Here is an 18,443-nt window from a genome sequence, read left to right on the forward strand (position 1 = left end):
ATTTATAGAAAGGCACTTGGCTCCGTTTTGGACATAGCAAAAGTGCTGACAGTGACGAACGAAGATGTGCTGCCTGCTTATTTGCAGAGAGTATCTGATTTTGAAGACTGCCTGCTTGCAACTTGTACGAAGGCGAATCAGTGTGATGCGATTGTGACAAGGAATAAAAAGGATTTTCTTTCCTTTTGGATTACACTGCTTTCTCCGGAAGAACTGCTGAATATTTATTCGTAAAATATGTTTTTACAATCGGTAGCAGAAGGAAAGTTGAATGATAACTCCGATCCAGCATACTGGAAAATATAAAAATTTTATAACAAAGTGGAAAACCCTGCGTAGGATCAGAAATGTTCTCACAGGGTTTCATGTATCTAATAAAATATAGAAATTTAGCTGATTTCTGCTAGAATAAGAAAAACTGTTAAAAAAATATCGTACATAGATCAAAAAGACTATATATGGGCGACCTTTTAAAGCCGATTTATATAAAATAGAAGAAAAAAAGGTGGTCGATACCGTGGATATAAAAACAGCGGTCATATATCGTTTAAACGATCTGATTAATCAGAAAGATATCACAGTGAATGAGGCGGCGGTATGTTCTGGCGTTCCTCCTTCGACATTAAAGAATATTTTGTATGGTCAGAGTAAGAATGCTGGCGTAGTTACAATAAAAAAGATATGCGATGGATTGGATGTCACAATACAGGAATTTTTTGCTGATCCCATCTTTGCAGATTTGGAACCCGAACTATAGGAAGAGTAAATGCTCATAGGATTCAGATTCTGCAGGATGGATTTTTTATGAAAAAGAGTTAGGAAAAACTAACCTATGAGGACATAGATGTATAAAATAGCAATTTGCGATGATGATAAAAATTATAGGGAGAAAATAGAGAAGGTTATAGAAACGGAAGGGATTCTTCCTAAGAGCGAGATACGGTTTTATGAATACGAGTCAGGAAAGGAACTACTGGAAAATGCTGATATTTTGCATGATTTGGTCTTTATGGATATGCGTATGCCCGGATTGGATGGGAATAAATCGGTACTGAAGCTGAGGGAATACAATAGGGCAGCGATATTGGTGTTCTGCTCCGGATACTTTGAACCGACTCCAGATAGCATCAATATTGGGCAGCCGTTCCGTTATATTATGAAAGACTTGCATGACAGAAGTCTGAAAAGGGAAATCCCTGCGATTTTATCAAAAGTAAAATTGCACTGTGGAGATTATTCCGTGACGGTTACATCAGCGGGAAGAGTAATTCGTATCTATACGGAAGACATTTTATATATCTGTCTGGCGAAAAGGGGTTGCTCTATATACGTTGCTAGGCAGGGGGAGATAGATGAGATGCATTGTAAGGAATCTTTAGGCGATTTATATGAACGTCTGGCCGGAAGGGGATTTGAGTATGCACATAACAGTTATATTGTAAATCTGGCGAAAGTGGAAGGATTGGAAAAGAATGTGGCGCTGCTACAGATGGGAATCCAATTGAATGTTTCAAGGTCGAGAAAAGGTCAGTTTGCTGACGCTCTGATCATGTTTCTTGGGGAAAGGAACGGCATGGTATGATAGTAAGAGATTTTTTGATCTGCCTTCTTCAGATGTATCTGTTGGAAGATCTGGAAAAGAACATGCTCCCATACAGAAGAGAAAACTTTTTGGGAAAATTTCTCGTATATTTTGTCATAGCGCTGGTAATGCTCGGAATCAACCACTTGGAATCCTCAATATTTAATATGGTAATGATTCCGGTAACGTATATGATTGTGTCAATGGTTGTGTTCCGGGGAAATATATGGAAGAAGCTGGTTATAGTATGCTGCTATTATGTGCTGGCAATTATTCCTGAATTTCTCTTTGCAACGCTTACGAATGCGTATGGCGTGACAGGTGCATCTGAGGGTTTTGGGACGGAAATAGAAAAGACATTAGCGCTACTACTGATGAGTACCATGACATTTCTGTTTATTAAATGCATTAATCAGGTAACGAGAAAAAGGGATTATCTGACGATTGAGAATAAAACTTTTACTGTGCTGCTCATGCTGCCAACCGCTACGATCATTATATTAGGATGTGTGTTTTATTCAAATATTTCTTTTGAAGGAATGAACAGGGTTATGGTTCCGGTAGGAGCTTCACTGCTGCTATTGACGAATATCTTCATTTTCTCAGTGTTTGACCGGTTTGTAGAGAAATCAGAAGAAGTGAAGAAGATGGCCCGGCTTTACCAGAAAAGCAGGGCGGAGATTGCTAATTTACAGTATATGAATAAGGTCAATGAGGATAACAGGGCATTCTTACACGATATAAATAAATTTATTTGTACAGTAGCCGGTTTGATGGAAGAAGGAGAAAATCAAGAGGTCAAGGAGATTATGGAACATTTAGGTGTCCGGATTCAGAGCCTTCAAAAAGGTGTGTATTGCGAACACCCGATCTTGAACAGCATCCTGTGCGAAAGGAAATTCCTTGCGGAATCTAAGAATATTTCCTATAAGATTACCCTGGGTAATGATCTCAGGCTGGACTTTTTGGAAGAACTGGATATGATCTCAATCGTAGGTAATCTTTTGGATAACGCACTGGAAGCGGCAGAAAAGACAAAAGATGGCCGATATGTAGAATGCAGGATGTATATGGGAAATGAGGAACATTTCCTTGTTATGGAATTTTGCAACGGGTATGTTGTTCCGCTGTTAAAGGACAAGGACCGGTACATAAGCACCAAAAGAGATGCAGACAGTCACGGGATCGGACTGCATACGGTTGGAAAACTGGTTAAAAAGTATGCTGGAATTATGAGAGTGGAGGTCGGAGAACAGGAGTTCTCTGTTAAGCTGATCTTTACAATAAAATAAAGATGTGCAAAAATCGCCCAAAAAGTTACCGTTTTTGCCACGGTAATTGAAAAGAGGGCGATTTTTGTGTAAACTTTCGAAAAAAAAGGAGGCATGTAACTATGAAAAAAACAATCAGAAAAAGCTTGGGTATCAAAGTACTTGGAGTTGTAAACTGTCTTGCACTCTGCCTGACGGCATATACGGCAAATCTGGCGTGCAACTGGCTGTACTATCAGGAAGAAGAGCCGGAAGAAGTTAAGAAAATGAGGAAATTCTAGTGTGGAAAAAAACTACCGGCTGGCTTTTTGAAGTGCAAAAAAGGAACGGGATTCTTGAAGAAAAAGACCGCAGGTTGTATGAATATGCTTACGGTGTACTGCTGGGCAGGGTCGCGATATACCTTATCACTGTCATACTTGGCATCGCAACGGGGAATTGGCTGGAGATGCTAGTCTTTTTATTGCCCTTTACTGTTCTAAGGCAGTATGCCGGAGGAATTCATTTAGAAAAAGCAGGGAGCTGCATGATTGTTTCCAGTATCCTTGTCCTTCTATGCAGTCAGTATCTGGCATCTGACCTAATTGTGACGTGGCAAATGCGGATTATATGGCTTGTCGCAGTTGGATTCATATTTGCTATGGCACCGGTGGATGCCAGCAGCAAGAAACTGGATGTGAAAGAGAAGAAAGTTTATGGGATGCGCGCGAGGGTAATTTTAGTGATTGAATGTGCGATAGCAGGTGTTTTTTCTGTGACCGGATATTCCCTGATCGTAAAGGGGCTTATGGTAGCGCATATTGTTTTGGCGTCCGGTTTGATATTGGGATGGATCAAAATTTTTTTTGACAAAGAGTTAGAGGTAACTAATTACAGGTAGAAATAAGAAATGATTGAGAAAAACATATTACAAAATGATGGTAAACAGAGAGAAAAAGAACATTATGCCAGAGGAATATAAAAGTGAATATGAAATTGATAAAAAATACGGAAAACATTAGTAAAGAGAAAATAACCTTGTTTTGTCTGCCATTTGCGGGAGGCGGTGCTTCTGCTTATAACCAGTGGGCGAAAAAGATGCAGGGGAAAGTAACGGTATGTCCAGTTCAGCTTCCGGGAAGGGAAGAACAGATCATGGAGAAACCGTATATAGATATGTCGGTTATGTTAGATGACCTGGAAGAGGCTGTAAGAAAGGTTGTGTACGGACCGTATGCCTTATGGGGACACAGTATGGGTGGGAAGATCGCCTATGAGCTGGAAAAACGGTTGGAGGCAGCGGGATATACTGCAAAATGTCTGTTTATTTCCGGCAGCCGGGTTCCTAGTATTCCGGAGCCAAATCCAATATATCATCTTCCGGATGAAGAGTTTAAGAGGGAACTGGGGAGATTTGAAGGGACGCCAAAGGAGGTACTGGAGAACCAGGAATTGCTGGATTTCTTTCTGCCTATGCTGCGGGCAGATTTTACCATGGATGAAACGTATTATGACAAGGCGGGAATAGTGCTGCATACGCCTATCGCTGCATTTGGCGGAGAAAAGGACGGAGAAGCGGATGAGAGTGCGATCTTGGAATGGGGAAAGTATACGGACAATGATTTTAACTACAGGATATTTCCGGGAGGACATTTTTATCTGCGGGATTGTGAAGACGAAGTAATAAGTGAGGTCATGAGACTGCTTTAGAGAATGAAAAATGGAGATTAAACGATACGGAGAAAAGGAATTTCTGTCAGCAGACAAACTTTATATCCGTGAAAATGAGATACATATATGGTGTATCCGCTGGTCTGAAATGACAGATTTCTGGAAGAACCATGAATATATCCTGAGTGGGCAGGAATTGGAGCAAGCCGGAAGATTCCGTTTTCCTGAAGACAGGATGCGTTATATAGCCGGGAAGGTTGTCGTGCGGATCCTCTTAAAAAGATACTTAGATATGGAAACGATTGATTTTTCTGTCAATGAACTGGGTAAGCCTTATCATAAAAAGATTGCAGGAAAGCGGACAGTGGATTTTAACATTTCGCACTCGGGTGAATTCATACTGGCGGTATTCGCTGTCGGAATGGATATCGGAGTGGATGTGCAGGAGATGGCAGAGTGCCCGGACTATAGGGAGATAGCGGAAAATTTTTATACTGCAGAAGAAGCGGAAGATGTAAAAAATGAAGGACCGGATCTGTTTTTCCAGTACTGGGCGGCGAAAGAGGCATATGTAAAGGCGCTTGGGATTGGATTAGGAAGAGGAATGGATTTCTTCTCTGTCAGAAACGGAAAAATTGCAGAAAAAGATAAGAAAGATCAGGACTGGTTTCTGTATCCGGTCAGGATCAAAGGATATGCTGCGTATGTGGCGGCGCATAAGAAAGGAGACAGATAAAATGGGTTATAAGAAAGATATGAGCAAATATGAGAATCTGGAAGGCTGGGAGAGATGTGGCTTTGGAGAACAGCTTGATAGGTGGGCGGAAAAATATGGAGAAAGAACTGCGGTCACGGACAGTGAAGACGAGATCAGTTATATGGAATTAAAGCAAAAAGCAGATTGTCTTGCGGCAGCTTTTCTGCGTAAAGGGATTTTAAAGGGAGATAAAGTGCTTGTGCAGCTTCCGAACAGGATTTCTTTTGTGATCGTGTTTTTTGCGCTTTCCAAGATTGGGGCGGTGCCAATCATGATGCTGCCGGCCCACAGGGAGGCGGAACTGGAAGGAATTATTGAACTGGCAAAGCCGGCCGCTTATATTGTGGTGGAGAAATATCTGGGATTTTCATATGTGCCGATGGCAAATGCGATGAAAGAGAAATATTCATGTATCCGGCATATATTTATAGATAGCGAATCCGGGGATATCAGTGGAATGATTGCGGAAACGTGTGGAGAAAATGGAGCATTTCCGGCTGTGGATGGGTATGAAACGGCGGTGCTTTTGCTGTCAGGCGGGACGACAGGGGTTCCGAAACTGATTCCGCGCACCCATACGGATTACATGTATAATGCCCGCATGTCCGCGAAGAGATGCCGCCTGGATAGCAGTGACGTTTATCTGGCGTCTCTTCCGGTAGCTCATAATTTCCCGTTATGCTGCCCGGGGCTTTTAGGCACGCTGGACGTGGGAGGAAAAGTTGTGCTTGCGTCTGCGACCAGCCCGGATGATATCCTTGACGCAATTACAGAGGAAGGTGTCACGATAACGGCATTGGTTCCTGCTATGGTTACTGTGTGCATGGAAATGCTGGAATGGGATGAAGATTATGATATATCCAGCCTGCGGATTTTGCAGGTGGGCGGCGCAATGCTGGAAGATTCCCTTGCGGATAAGATCATTGAAGAATGGCCGTGTAAACTGATGCAGGTATTTGGTACGGCGGAGGGGCTACTGTCCTTTACTAGCCCGGAGGATGAAGGTTCCCTGATCGCAAGATGCCAGGGAACTCCGGTGTCTCCTGCGGATGAAGTGAAGATTGTGGATGAAGAAGATAAGGCCGTACCGGAAGGAGTTTTTGGGGAATTATTATCCAGAGGCCCGTATACGATTGATGGTTATTATATGGCGGAGGAAGCGAATAAAAAGAGCTTTACGCCGGACGGATTTTACCGGACGGGCGATAAAGCTATGTGGACGAAAGACGGAAGGTTACGTTTGGGCGGGAGGATCAAAGAGCAGATTAACCGCGCCGGAGAAAAGATCATGCCTTCAGAGATTGAAGCTTACCTTTGCAGGCATTCGAAAATCAAAGAGGCAGCCGTTGTCGGCGTTCCGGATGAAACCCTTGGAAACCGGATATGTGCATTCCTTGTGACCGATGATGAAGCCGGGATCGATTTACAGGAAATCCACAGGTTCCTGCGGGAAATAGGCGTTGCGGCGTATAAAATGCCGGATCAGATAGAATGGGTAGAGACATGGCCGCTGACCAGCGTAGGAAAAATAGATAAGAAAGCATTAGAACGGATGGCACAGGAAAAATAGAAGGAGACAGAATTATGGAATATATAGAGATAAAGGAACAGATCAAACAAAAGCTGCCGGTAGCCAGAGATTTGGGAGATTCCGAAAATCTGCTGGAGCTTGGGCTTTCATCCCTGACGATCATGCGTCTGGTAAACCAGTGGAGAAAACAGGGGGTTAAGGTTTCATTCGGTTCATTGATGGAAAATCCTACCCTTGAAGGCTGGTGGGCGCTAATCCAGCGCAGCATGAAGAAAAAAGCGGGCAAAAAACGGGCGCAAGAATCTAAGATAACGCCGGAAAAGGATATGAAACAGCCGTTTCCTTTAACAGACGTACAGTATGCATATTGGGTTGGCAGGGATGAAGAACAGGCTCTTGGAGGAATAGACTGTCATGCGTATTTAGAGTTTGATGGGGGAAATATAGATCCGGAGCGTCTGGAAAAAGCATGGAATGTGCTGCAGTATCATCATCCCATGCTGCGTGCCTGCTTTCTGGAAGATGGGACACAGAAAATCCTGGATAAGCCGTATTGTGAAAAAATAAAGGTTCATGATTTTTCACGGATGCCATCTGAGGAAGCCGAGGCAATGGCAGTATCTGTCAGAGAACGTTTATCCCATCGGAAGCTAAAAATCGAGGAAGGCGAAGTGGCAGGAATAGAGCTTACGCTTTTTCCTGAAAATAGGGCACGCATGCACGTGGATATGGCACTTTTGGTTGCCGATGTACAGAGTTTGCAGATCTTATTGAGGGATTTGGCGGCTGCCTATCGCGGAGAAAGCCTTCCGGCAGAATCAAAAGGGTGGAATTTTGCTTCTTATCTGGAACGGCAGAAAGAGGAAGATAAGGAAGAGAGAAACAATGCAGAAGGATACTGGAAAAAACGCTTGGAGCATTTGCCGAAAGGGCCAGGCCTGCCACTGGCAAAACGGCCGCAGGAAGTGACAAAGACTGTATTCAACCGCAGGATTGTAAGGATTGGCAAGGAAGAGTGGGCTCATCTGCAAGTACGGGCAAAGGAATACCAGACAACTCCGGCAATGGTTCTTCTTACTGCATATGCGACGGTTTTGGAACGGTGGAGCAGGAATCATCGTTTCCTTATTAATATTCCATTTTTTAACCGGAAAACAGAGCAGCAGGGATTGGAAGACGTGATAGCAGATTTCACTACACTGTTATTGCTGGAGATTGACTGCGAAGGGAATCCGACGTTTGCAGAATTGCTAGACAGGATCCAGAAGCAGCTCCATGAGGATATGAAGTATACGGCATATTCCGGCGTGCAAGTCCAGAGAGACCTTGCACAGATGTATGGAGACGCATCGGCAGTGGCGCCGGTTGTTTTTGCCTGCAATCTGGGAACGCCGTTGGTAAATGATACGTTCCGGAAAGAACTGGGGCAGTTTTCCTATATGATTTCCCAAACGCCGCAGGTGTGGAATGACTTTCAGAGTTATGAAGATGAAAATGGCGTACAGCTTACATGGGACAGCGTGGATAAGTTATTCCCGGAGAATATGATCCCGGATATGCTGGAGTGTTTTGAGAATCTTCTGCATGAATTGGGAAAGAAGGACTGGAATCAGCGATTTGATGTGCTTCCTGAAAAAAGAAAAAGAGAAATTGAAGATACAGCGCGTACAGGAGTGCCGGAGCGTGTGGAATGCCTGCATTGGGCTGTTATGAACCATGCGGAAGTTTGCCCGGAAGATATTGCGCTTATTGATGCGGGAAGCGGAAGATCGGTTTCCTATGGGGAATTAAAAGCACGGGCGACAGCAGTGGCGGCAGGGATTTCAGAAAAGGATATTAAGGGAGTCCCGGTTGCACTTACCCTGCCGCGCGGGATAGAACAGATCGAGGCGGCATTAGGAATTTTGCTTTCCGGAAATTCATACCTTCCGGTCAGCTTAAGCCAGCCTAAAGATCGGAGAGCGTTAATCCATGAGAAGACGGGAGTCCGCTATGTGGTCACGAATCGGGAATTATCCGAAAAACTGGACTGGCCGGAAGGTACGGAAATCCTTGTGATGGAAGGTATGGAAGAGGGACAGGAAAATGTGAGACTGCCAGAGGTGTCGCCGAAGGACAGCGCCTATATCATCATGACGTCAGGCTCTACAGGTGTTCCGAAGGGTGTAGAGATTGCGCATGAAAGCGCATGGAATACGGTTCAGGATATTAATGAAAAGTACCATGTGACAAGTGCAGATCGGGCGCTGGCTGTATCAGCTATGGATTTTGACCTGTCGGTATATGATGTTTTTGGAATTTTAGGCGCAGGAGGAACATTGGTATTGCTTCCAGAGCAGGAGAGAAGGAATGCGGATTACTGGCTGGAACAAGTGTTGAAATATCAGATTACCGTTTGGAATTCAGTGCCGGTGCTTCTGGATATGCTTTTGATACGGGCGGAATCCATGAAACAGAAACTGCCGATCAGGGCGGTTATGCTTTCTGGAGATTGGATTGGGATGGATCTCCCGCAGAGGGTTGCGGCATGGACAGAGGATTGCCAGTTTGTCGCTATGGGAGGAGCTACAGAGGCAAGTATCTGGTCCAATTATCAGAATGTTACCCTGCCGATGCCGAAAAACTGGAAATCTATTCCTTATGGAAAGCCACTCAGATATCAGGCATATCGTGTTGTGGATGAGTATGGAAGGGATTGCCCTTACTGGGCAGAAGGTGAACTCTGGATTGGCGGTTTTGGTGTAGCAAAAGGATATAGGGGAGATTCTGCGCTTACGGGGCAGAAATTTATCACAGATCAGTATGGAAGATGGTATCGGACCGGCGATCTCGGAAGAATCTGGGATGATGAGACAATTGAATTTTTGGGAAGAAAAGACCATCAGGTAAAGATTCGCGGACACAGGATTGAATTGGGAGAAATTGAACATGCGATTCAGGAGTTTCCGGGTGTGGCTCATGCAGTTGTTGATACAGTTAGTGATGGTCATGGCAATAAAACGCTGGCTGCTTATATCGGAGCGCCGATACAGGAAGATTCTAAAGTTACAACGTATTTGTACGGCACAGATATCTTTGGCGGGGGCTGGAAAGAACTGAAGGATGATGTCAGCAATTGGCAGATGCAGCAGGAACGGAAGACAGCATACAAAAATTTCCTTGCCTATGCAGACCAGAGATGTGTACAGCTTATGCTGGAGACACTCATAGAGTTAGGCATTTTTGTATCAGAGAAGGAAGTTCTTTCGCAGAAGGAAATTTTTGAAAAAGGGAGCATTACGGAAACACAGAAGAATACTGTGGCAAGATGGTTGGAAATTTTAAAGAAGGAAGGAATCCTGAGAGAAGAGGACGGCAGACTATCGCGTACCGGGAAGGAAGTGGCTGTACCGGAAAAAGCTGGAGATACGGAAACGTATTTTAATAAACTGAAGCCGTATCTGAAGCATATGGTTACTGGGAATGAAGTTCCGCTGGACGTATTCTACCAGAAAGAGCCGGCTTTGGCTCCGAATATGCTGCTTCGGAGGATTCCGGGCTGCGAGGAAACAGTGGAAAGACTGGTGCAGGGATTAAGGCTTCTGGCAGAAGAACGCAGAAAAGAGCCACTCCAGATTATAGAAATTGGTACAAGGGACACTGCAATTACAAGACAGTTTTTGAATGCACTGGAAGATGTAAGCGTGGCTTATACTTATGCGGATTCTTCAAAATATTTTCTGCAGGAAGCAGAGAAAGAACTTGCGGGATATGAGAGAGTCGAGTTTGAGATGCTGAATCTGGAAGAAGGCATGGATAAGCAGCAGATGTCCTTGCATAGTTATGACGTTGTGATATCGGTAAATGCTTTACATAGAAATATTGATGCTGCGGATGCGGTAAAGAAAGTAGCGGAATTACTGAAGCCAAACGGAATATTGCTGATGACTGACCTTGTGGTAAGGACATACCTTCAGGAACTTACAGCGGCTTTTTTGGAAAATGGTTTTGCGGATATTCGGGACAAGAGAAAAGAAGCAGGGCTGGTTACCCCGGATTGCCTGCTGTGGAGAGAATGTTTATCAGAGGCAGGATTGGGCGAAGACTGTGCTGTGACAGAGAGATATGGAAGATGTATATGCTGCAGCAGACAGCAGGCGTCTGTCCTGTCCTATCATAATGGAGCACTAAGGGAATATCTGTCAGAAAAACTGCCGGAGTATATGGTTCCACAGAACTATCATTTCATGGAGCAGCTCCCAACATTGTCCAATGGGAAGATTAACAGGAAGCAATTGCGGGAAGATTTTAAAGAAGAAACTGCGGTTATCCGATTTTCAAAGGCAACGACAGAAACAGAAGAAAAGCTTTTAGATATCTGGAAACAATTATTTGGATATGAAAATATCGGAATTGAAGATAATTATTTTAGCCTTGGGGGAGACTCGCTGATTGCCACAAGGTTGATCTCGGAAGTACAGAAAACCTTCGGCTGCAAAATAACGATCAGCACGATTTTTGAAAATCTGACCGTAAAATCTCTGGCAAAAGCTATTGAACAGTCCGAACAGAAAGAAGATACACTGCAGATCAAACCGAATCTGGAGGAAGCATATCATCCGTTCCCATTAACCGATGTGCAGTATGCTTACTGGCTTGGCAGAAGCGGATTGTATGAATTGGGAAATGTTGCAACGCACTGTTATTTTGAACTGGATGCAGACGGCCTTGATACTGAGTGCGCAGAGGCGGCATGGAATCTGTTGATACAGAGGCATGGGATGATGCGTGTTATTATCCAGCCGGATGGTATGCAGCGCATACTGGAGAATACTTCACAGTATCATATTGACGTGACGGATATCCGACAATTGGAAGTGACAGAAAAAGAAAAGGCATTGGATGAAAAACGGGCAGAGATGTCTCATCAGGTAATTCAGACAGATGAATGGCCTCTGTTTGATGTGCGAATCACTAAAATAGAGGACCAGAAGCATAGAATCCATATCAGTTTTGATAATATTATCTTTGATGGCTGGAGTATGTTCCATCTCTTAAATGAGTGGGCAGAAGTATATCGAAATGGAAAAGCGGAAATGCCGATTACTTTGTCTTTCCGGGATTACGTGCTGGGACTGGAGCAGATAAAGTCTACCTCTGCTTATGAGAAAGATAAAAAATATTGGGAAGACCGGGTGGAGACTTTTGCGGACGCACCGGATCTGCTGCTTGCAAAGAACGAAAGCCAGATTACAGAGCAGCGTTTCTGTCGCCGGAGCGCAAAACTGTCACAGAAAGAATGGCTGTCTGTAAAAGACGCGGCGGGAAGACTGGAGGTAACGCCTTCTGTTCTTTTGATGAGTGCTTATGCGGAGACTCTCCGCTTGTGGAGCAGTAATAAGGATTTTACACTTAATCTGACGCAGTTTGACCGGAAACAATTGCATCCGGAAGTGAACAATCTGGTTGGAGATTTTACAACACTGACATTGCTGGAGATAAAGAATGCAGGGAATAATTTTGCGGAAAGGACAAAGGCAATTCAGAAGCAGCTTACAGAAGATCTGGAGCATACAGCTTATGGCGCGGTTGAACTGGAGCGCGAATTAAAGAAAAAGACTGGAAATATGCGGGGCGCTATTATGCCGGTAGTGTTTACCAGTGGTCTTGGCGTGGAGCAGTGGAATGAAGGCAAGTGGCTTGGAAAACTGAATTATAACATTTCACAGACACCGCAGGTGTGGCTGGATCATCAGGTGGTTGAAATGGATGGCAGCTTATGCCTGTTCTGGGATTCTGTAGATGAATTGTTTTATCCGGGAATGCTGGATGAGATGTTCCGGGCATATACCGGCCTGCTTCATACGCTGGCAGTTCATCCGGAGATCATGCAGGAAAAAACGGCAAGTTTGGTAACAGCGGAAATTTCAGATAAACGGCGTCAGGCGAATGAAACGGCGATTGAATTTGAAGAGAAAACATTGGATGGATTATTTTTGGAGGCGACAGACAGATTCCCGGATAAGGAGGCGCTGGTAACGTGCAGCAGGCGGATGACATATAGGGAGATAAAAGAAGAGGCGTTTTACATTTCCGGGCAGTTGAAGAGCATGGGAATAAAAAAAGAAGAGACGGTAGCTGTATTTATGGAAAAAGGGTGGGAGCAGGTAGTTGCTGTTTATGGAATCATGTTTGCCGGAGCCGCATATCTTCCGATAGATATCCATAATCCGAGAGAACGAGTTGAAAAGATTCTCCGTGACAGTGGAACAAGAATCATTCTTGTGCAGAATCAGGCGGATGAGCAGGATACCGAATGGATGCACGAGTGGGATTGTATTCCTGTGTCGGGATTAAAAGGTAATTCTGAATACAAAGCACAGGAGAATAAGGTGGGAGATCTTGCGTATGTGATCTATACGTCGGGAACAACCGGGACGCCGAAAGGAGTAATGATTACCCACCATAATGCAGTTAATACAATACTGGATATCAATGCACGCTATCAGATTACTGAGCAGGATACTGCGTTTGGAATTTCTAATCTTCATTTTGACCTGTCTGTTTATGATGTTTTTGGCATTTTAGGCGCAGGCGGAAAATTGGTCCTTCCAGATCCGGAATATGGAAAAGATCCGGCACATTGGATTCAGTGGATGAATCATGAGAATATTACCGTATGGAACAGCGTGCCAGCTTTTGTAGAAATGCTGGCAGAATATGAGGAATATCAAAGGCAGGTAACTTCACAATCGTTGCGGTTGGTAATGATGAGTGGCGACTGGGTTCCGGTTTCACTTCCGGGGAGAATCCGTAATCTGTTTCAGAATGTTGAGATTGTTGCACTTGGAGGAGCGACGGAAGGCAGTATTTGGTCCAATCATTTCGAGATTCCAGAAGTTGTGCCGGAAGATTGGAAGAGTATTCCGTATGGGAAACCGCTTGCAAACCAGAAGTATTATGTTCTGGATCAGCATATGGAAGATTGCCCGGACTGGGTACCGGGAACGCTTTATATTGTCGGAGATGGCGTTGCACAGGGATATTTAAACGATAAAGAAAAAACAGAGGATAAATTTGTTGTTTTAGATAGAACTGGGGAAAGGCTGTATTGCACTGGAGATATGGGACGGTACTGGAGTGACGGTAATATTGAGTTCCTTGGGAGATTGGATAATCAGGTAAAAATCAATGGTTATCGGGTTGAACTTGGGGAAATTGAAACTGCATTGAGAAAAATTCAAGGAATAACGGAAGCGTTTGTTTTGGTAAGAATGGAAAATAAAATAGAAGACTTATGTGCTGTATTGGTAGAGGAAGAAGAGTATCGTGACCGACAAGATAGGTTTTATAAAGAAATGTTACAAAAAGAGCTTCCTCTTTATATGATTCCTAAAGGCTACATAAAAATGAAGACTATTCCACTTAATTCAAACGGAAAAAAGGATATTCATAAAATTTTGAATGTTGTAGAGCAGAATAAAAAGCCTATTCCTAAAAAGAGTAATAACGAGAAAGAACTCACTCAACTTCAGAAGCGATTGCTTGCAATCTGGAGAAAAATTCTGAAAAGTGAAAACATTGATATAAATGATAACTTTTTTGAAATAGGTGGAAATTCAATACAGGCAATACAAATTACTAATCAAATGACGGAGGAAATAGAGCATTTTATAGATATCGGTAAATTATTTGAGCATCCGACTATCAGTGAAATTGAAAGATACATATTAGAGGAAATGTAATGAGCAAATACATATTTAATAATGATGCGGAAATTTTGGAGTTTTTGGAGCAACTTAGAGAAAAAAGCATCCAAATTTGGGCGGAAGGAGAGAAAATTCGATATAGATCTAAAAACGGACAATTAGCACCGGAAATATTAGGTACTTTAAAAATGGCTAAAGGTCAGATTTTAGATTTTCTTCGAATGGTTGAAAAAAATGTAATTCCATTAACAGCAATACAAACGGCTGGGTGTGAGTTGGGAAATGTAAATGCGCATTATTACATCGAATATACAATAGAATCATTGAATGTTGAACGACTTGAGCAAATGATAAATTTGGTTATTTCTAAAAATGATGTATTACGGTTAATTGTAACACATGAAGGGAAAGCGAGCTTTTTAGATAATGTACCATATTATTCTGTGCCAATTTATTCATTATATGATGAGAATGTTAGAGAACAAAAGCGATTAGAAAGAAGTCATCATAGATATAATTATTATAAATGGCCTATGTTTCATTTTTGTGTCGGGAAGACATCAGGAAAGACAAGTGTTTTACATATAGATTTTGATTGTATTATTTTGGATGCGTGGAGTGCAAAGTTACTGTTGGACGAGATTTTTAGCTTATATTATGGAGAAGATGTTAAATTTCCACGAATCTCTTTTATGAATTACATGAGATTAAAAGCAGATAAAAAGGATTTAAAGGCTGAAAAATATTGGAAAGAAAAAATAAAAAATATGCCGAACTTTCCCATGCTGGATTATCAAAAAAAATTTACAGAAGTGCAGAATATAAGGTTTGATAGAATTGAATATGATTTTTCTTTTGCAGAAACGCAACGATTATATGAGAAAATAAGAAACTATCATTTTACTCCAGCAGCAGTAATTTCTACAATTTTTATGAAAACACTGGCTCAATATAGTGAGAACCCTGCATTTACTATAAATGTGACATTATTTAACAGGCAGTTATTGCATGAAGATGTAAATGAGATACTGGGTGAATTTACTAACAACGCAGTAATATCATACCAAGGAAAAGCAGATTTGCTGGATGCCATTCGGGTAACTCAGGAACAGATGTGGCGATTAGTTCAATATAGAGAATTTGAAGGAAGCAATATATTAAAAATGCTTTCTTCAGGAAGAGCAGGAAAAGCAATTATGCCAGTAGTGTTTACTTGTATGTTAGATGGTAATGTGTCTGAAGTGGAAAAACGGAGATATTCCTTCAAAGAAGAATATGCGATAAGTCAAACGCCACAGGTGGTTTTAGATCATCATGTGAGAGATGATTTAGGATATTTGAAGGTTTCGTGGGATTATATTATTGACGTTTTTGATAAACAGTATATTACAGATATTTTTGGAACTTATGTAAATAATATAAAGAAATTTATGGAAAAAAATTAGAAAGGATAAAAATATGTTTGTAAAAGAGTTTGAAATTACTTTGGAAAATGGAATGAAAATTTCAGGAGAATTAGATTCGCCAGAAAGGCAAGGTCAGTGGAAAACGATTATTCTATTTCATGGTTCCGGTCCATCAGATCGACACGCTACAGTTGAATCTATGGGACGGATAGTATCTCATAATTTTGATCTGCTGAGTGAGGGGTTTGTGAAAGCCGGATATGCAGTGTTTCGTTATGAAAAAAAAGAAAATTATGATATTGAAAAAATTATTCAACATGCCAGAGAGGTAACGAGATTTGTTGTTGGATTGCCCGAGGTAGGAGAGATTTTGTTTTATGGATGGAGTGAAGGAGTACGAGTTTGTACAGCTTTAGTTTCTGAGTTTCCGAATGTACGGGCTTTAATTCTTCAGTCGGGTATTGCAGAGGGATGGAGTTCCTATTTTTCCTATATATTGCAAGAACTTACAGTAGAAAAGTTGAAAGAGTTAGATAACAATAGTGATGGCATATTAGAAATTTCAGATTTTTTGAATTGTATACCGGATTCCACATCTATTACTTTCTCTTTGTATTTACTTATTTTTGGAATGGATAAGGATGGAAATATGCAATTTAATGAAGAACTTGATCCAGAACGGAAGGGAAGATTCAGTATAATCGATAATTGGATACCTTTGGCAGATGAAATAGTTGCAGATCCTACTACGTTAATTCGATTTGCTGAGAATGCTCCTGGAGAAACATGGACAGGGATTTTAGATGATATAGAGAAGCTTCAAATACCTATTTTAGTACTTCATGGTTTGAACGACGGATGGATTTCTCCGGTAGAAGCTGTGAAAATAGCAAAGACAGCAAGAAATTATGCAGATATAGTTTTGTTTAAAGGATTGGGACACTCGCTTTCTAAAGTAGAATCTCCATTAAAGGATGAAGGCGGTACTATAGAAGATGAGGTAATTGTGAGCATTGTAAAATGGCTTAGAAAGAATGTGGAATAATTAGGGAATGGAGATTTATATGATGAACAATCGAGAGCCTTTTAATAAAATGGAAACATTACATGGAGAGTTTTATGAAAATGCATTGAAATATCCAGAGAGAATTGCGCTTATCTATGAAAATGAAAAAGTTTCCTATAAGATGTTGCGTTTATATGCGTTGCGTGCAGCAAACTATATGTGGCAAAGAGGAGTAAGGAAGAATGATAGAGTTGTAGTTATATTGCCAAGAGGTATTGGGCAAGTAGCTGCATTGTTAGGTATTCTTGCAATAGGTGCTGCGTATGTTCCGATTGCGATAAAGCAGCCATCAGCTCGTCGGGAAAAAATTATAGAAAATGTCAAGCCGGCTTTTGTATTGCAGGATGAAACCTTTTTAGAAGAGACCCCATGGAGTGGGTGTATTGAAAACAATCCCAAAGATACGGCCTATATTATTTATACATCTGGCTCCAGTGGAGAACCCAAAGGAGTAGAAATGAGTCATGCGGCCGCAACGAATACAATAGAAGAAATATTACGTATCTGGAATATCGGCGTGGAAGATTCTGTATTAAGTATATCGGCATTTGATTTTGATTTGTCAGTTTTTGATATATTTGGACTTTTAGCTGCTGGAGGAACCGTTATTTTAATTAATGAAGATGACTTTAGAGATCCAGAAGTGTGGGAAAAACTGATAAAGATTTATGGAATTACCATTTGGAATAGTGCTCCTGCGCTATTGGATATGTTTTTGATAATGAGGAAAAATAATCATTTTGATAAGTTACGGTTGGCATTAGTATCAGGGGATTGGGTCCCGCTTTATTTACCGGAGAAGTGGTATAAAGTAACCTCAATAAATTCACAATTTGTAGCGTTAGGTGGAGCGACGGAAGGAGGAATTTGGTCCAACTATTATTGTGTTTCAAAAATAGATAAGTCGTGGAACTCTATTCCTTATGGACAAGCGTTACCAAAACAGAAATATAGGATTATGGATGAAAATTTTGTGGATTGCGGAGTTAATATTCCTGGGGAATTGCAAATTGGAGGAGGCAGTCTGGCAAAAGGCTATATTAATGATGAAGAGCTAACTATGAAAAAATTCATTACGGATGTAAAAGGAGAGCGTTGGTATAGAACCGGAGACCGGGGAATGCGATGGGCAGATGGGACAATAGAGTTTCTAGGGAGAATGGATACTCAAGTAAAGATACGTGGGCATCGAATTGAGTTGGGTGAAATTGAAAGTGTATTAAAAAGTTTTTTGGGAATAAAAGAAGCAGTAGTTGTTGCTCAGGGGGATAAATACCATAAAGAATTAGTGGCATTTTACTTGGGAGAGTACATTGCAGAGAATGAAATAGAAGGCTATCTCAAACTACATCTTCCTGAATATTCTATACCGAATTCCATAATTAGCCTGCAAATAAAAAGTCAAGGCTAAATTTAAGAACATTGAAAATTTTATACAGGTTGAAAATTTGGTATCAAAATAAGACCACCACACCAGTGCTGGTCTGAAAAT

At 41.7% G+C, this 18,443-nt stretch carries 13 protein-coding genes; all 13 read left to right on the forward strand.

The window, feature by feature from the left end; all coding sequences use genetic code 11:
• Positions 1 to 27: 27 nt before the first annotated feature.
• The 13 genes from AB5213_RS10345 to AB5213_RS10405 all read left to right on the forward strand — a co-directional run bounded on the left by AB5213_RS10345 (position 28) and on the right by AB5213_RS10405 (position 18,362).
• A complete protein-coding gene (locus AB5213_RS10345) occupies positions 28 to 234 on the forward strand; it encodes a PIN domain-containing protein (protein WP_055059678.1) in 207 nt (68 codons plus the stop codon).
• A gap of 283 nt (positions 235 to 517) precedes the next feature.
• Positions 518 to 757: a helix-turn-helix transcriptional regulator gene (locus tag AB5213_RS10350; RefSeq protein WP_054337273.1), complete on the forward strand. Its 240-nt coding sequence runs from the start codon at positions 518 to 520 to the stop codon at positions 755 to 757.
• A gap of 87 nt (positions 758 to 844) precedes the next feature.
• Positions 845 to 1,582, forward strand: coding sequence for a LytTR family DNA-binding domain-containing protein (locus tag AB5213_RS10355; RefSeq protein WP_015528430.1), 738 nt, complete (start codon positions 845 to 847; stop codon positions 1,580 to 1,582).
• Entirely contained in the window at positions 1,579 to 2,874 is a 1,296-nt protein-coding gene (locus AB5213_RS10360; RefSeq protein ID WP_015528431.1) for a sensor histidine kinase, read from the forward strand. Before AB5213_RS10355 ends, AB5213_RS10360 begins: the two co-directional genes overlap by 4 nt.
• A 101-nt stretch (positions 2,875 to 2,975) precedes the next feature.
• Entirely contained in the window at positions 2,976 to 3,134 is a 159-nt protein-coding gene (locus AB5213_RS10365; protein WP_015528432.1) for a cyclic lactone autoinducer peptide, read from the forward strand.
• Entirely contained in the window at positions 3,134 to 3,733 is a 600-nt protein-coding gene (locus AB5213_RS10370; RefSeq protein ID WP_054337272.1) for an accessory gene regulator ArgB-like protein, read from the forward strand. Before AB5213_RS10365 ends, AB5213_RS10370 begins: the two co-directional genes overlap by 1 nt.
• 89 nt (positions 3,734 to 3,822) lie before the next feature.
• A complete protein-coding gene (locus AB5213_RS10375) occupies positions 3,823 to 4,542 on the forward strand; it encodes a thioesterase II family protein (protein ID WP_179961046.1) in 720 nt (239 codons plus the stop codon).
• Positions 4,543 to 4,552: 10 nt separating this feature from the next.
• Complete coding sequence (locus AB5213_RS10380; protein WP_015528434.1) at positions 4,553 to 5,239, forward strand: 4'-phosphopantetheinyl transferase superfamily protein; 687 nt, start codon at positions 4,553 to 4,555, stop codon at positions 5,237 to 5,239.
• Between the two features lies 1 nt (position 5,240).
• Complete coding sequence (locus AB5213_RS10385; protein ID WP_015528435.1) at positions 5,241 to 6,830, forward strand: (2,3-dihydroxybenzoyl)adenylate synthase; 1,590 nt, start codon at positions 5,241 to 5,243, stop codon at positions 6,828 to 6,830.
• A 14-nt stretch (positions 6,831 to 6,844) separates the two neighbouring features.
• Positions 6,845 to 14,515 carry an amino acid adenylation domain-containing protein gene (locus tag AB5213_RS10390; RefSeq protein ID WP_368276661.1) on the forward strand — a complete coding sequence of 2,557 codons (7,671 nt, stop codon included), beginning with the start codon at positions 6,845 to 6,847 and terminating at the stop codon, positions 14,513 to 14,515.
• Positions 14,515 to 15,924, forward strand: a complete 1,410-nt coding sequence (locus AB5213_RS10395) for a condensation domain-containing protein (RefSeq protein ID WP_368276662.1) — start codon at positions 14,515 to 14,517, stop codon at positions 15,922 to 15,924. The genes AB5213_RS10390 and AB5213_RS10395 overlap by 1 nt, the downstream gene beginning before the upstream one ends.
• Positions 15,925 to 15,937: 13 nt before the next feature.
• Positions 15,938 to 16,930 carry a S9 family peptidase gene (locus AB5213_RS10400; RefSeq protein WP_256171151.1) on the forward strand — a complete coding sequence of 331 codons (993 nt, stop codon included), beginning with the start codon at positions 15,938 to 15,940 and terminating at the stop codon, positions 16,928 to 16,930.
• A 19-nt stretch (positions 16,931 to 16,949) separates the two neighbouring features.
• Complete coding sequence (locus AB5213_RS10405; RefSeq protein ID WP_368276663.1) at positions 16,950 to 18,362, forward strand: amino acid adenylation domain-containing protein; 1,413 nt, start codon at positions 16,950 to 16,952, stop codon at positions 18,360 to 18,362.
• Positions 18,363 to 18,443 lie beyond the last annotated feature (81 nt).

It is taken from the genome of Coprococcus sp. RTP21204st1_G4_RTP21204_210225 (assembly GCF_040915385.1).
Taxonomy (GTDB): Bacteria; Bacillota; Clostridia; order Lachnospirales; family Lachnospiraceae; genus Allocoprococcus; species Allocoprococcus comes.

Coding starts and splice junctions, on each gene's coding strand:
- AB5213_RS10355 (WP_015528430.1), top strand. CDS start 845: ATGTATAAAATAGCAATTTGCGATGATGATAAAAATTATAGGGAGAAA.
- AB5213_RS10360 (WP_015528431.1), top strand. CDS start 1,579: ATGATAGTAAGAGATTTTTTGATCTGCCTTCTTCAGATGTATCTGTTG.
- AB5213_RS10365 (WP_015528432.1), top strand. CDS start 2,976: ATGAAAAAAACAATCAGAAAAAGCTTGGGTATCAAAGTACTTGGAGTT.
- AB5213_RS10375 (WP_179961046.1), top strand. CDS start 3,823: ATGAAATTGATAAAAAATACGGAAAACATTAGTAAAGAGAAAATAACC.
- AB5213_RS10380 (WP_015528434.1), top strand. CDS start 4,553: ATGGAGATTAAACGATACGGAGAAAAGGAATTTCTGTCAGCAGACAAA.
- AB5213_RS10385 (WP_015528435.1), top strand. CDS start 5,241: ATGGGTTATAAGAAAGATATGAGCAAATATGAGAATCTGGAAGGCTGG.
- AB5213_RS10390 (WP_368276661.1), top strand. CDS start 6,845: ATGGAATATATAGAGATAAAGGAACAGATCAAACAAAAGCTGCCGGTA.
- AB5213_RS10395 (WP_368276662.1), top strand. CDS start 14,515: ATGAGCAAATACATATTTAATAATGATGCGGAAATTTTGGAGTTTTTG.
- AB5213_RS10400 (WP_256171151.1), top strand. CDS start 15,938: ATGTTTGTAAAAGAGTTTGAAATTACTTTGGAAAATGGAATGAAAATT.
- AB5213_RS10405 (WP_368276663.1), top strand. CDS start 16,950: ATGATGAACAATCGAGAGCCTTTTAATAAAATGGAAACATTACATGGA.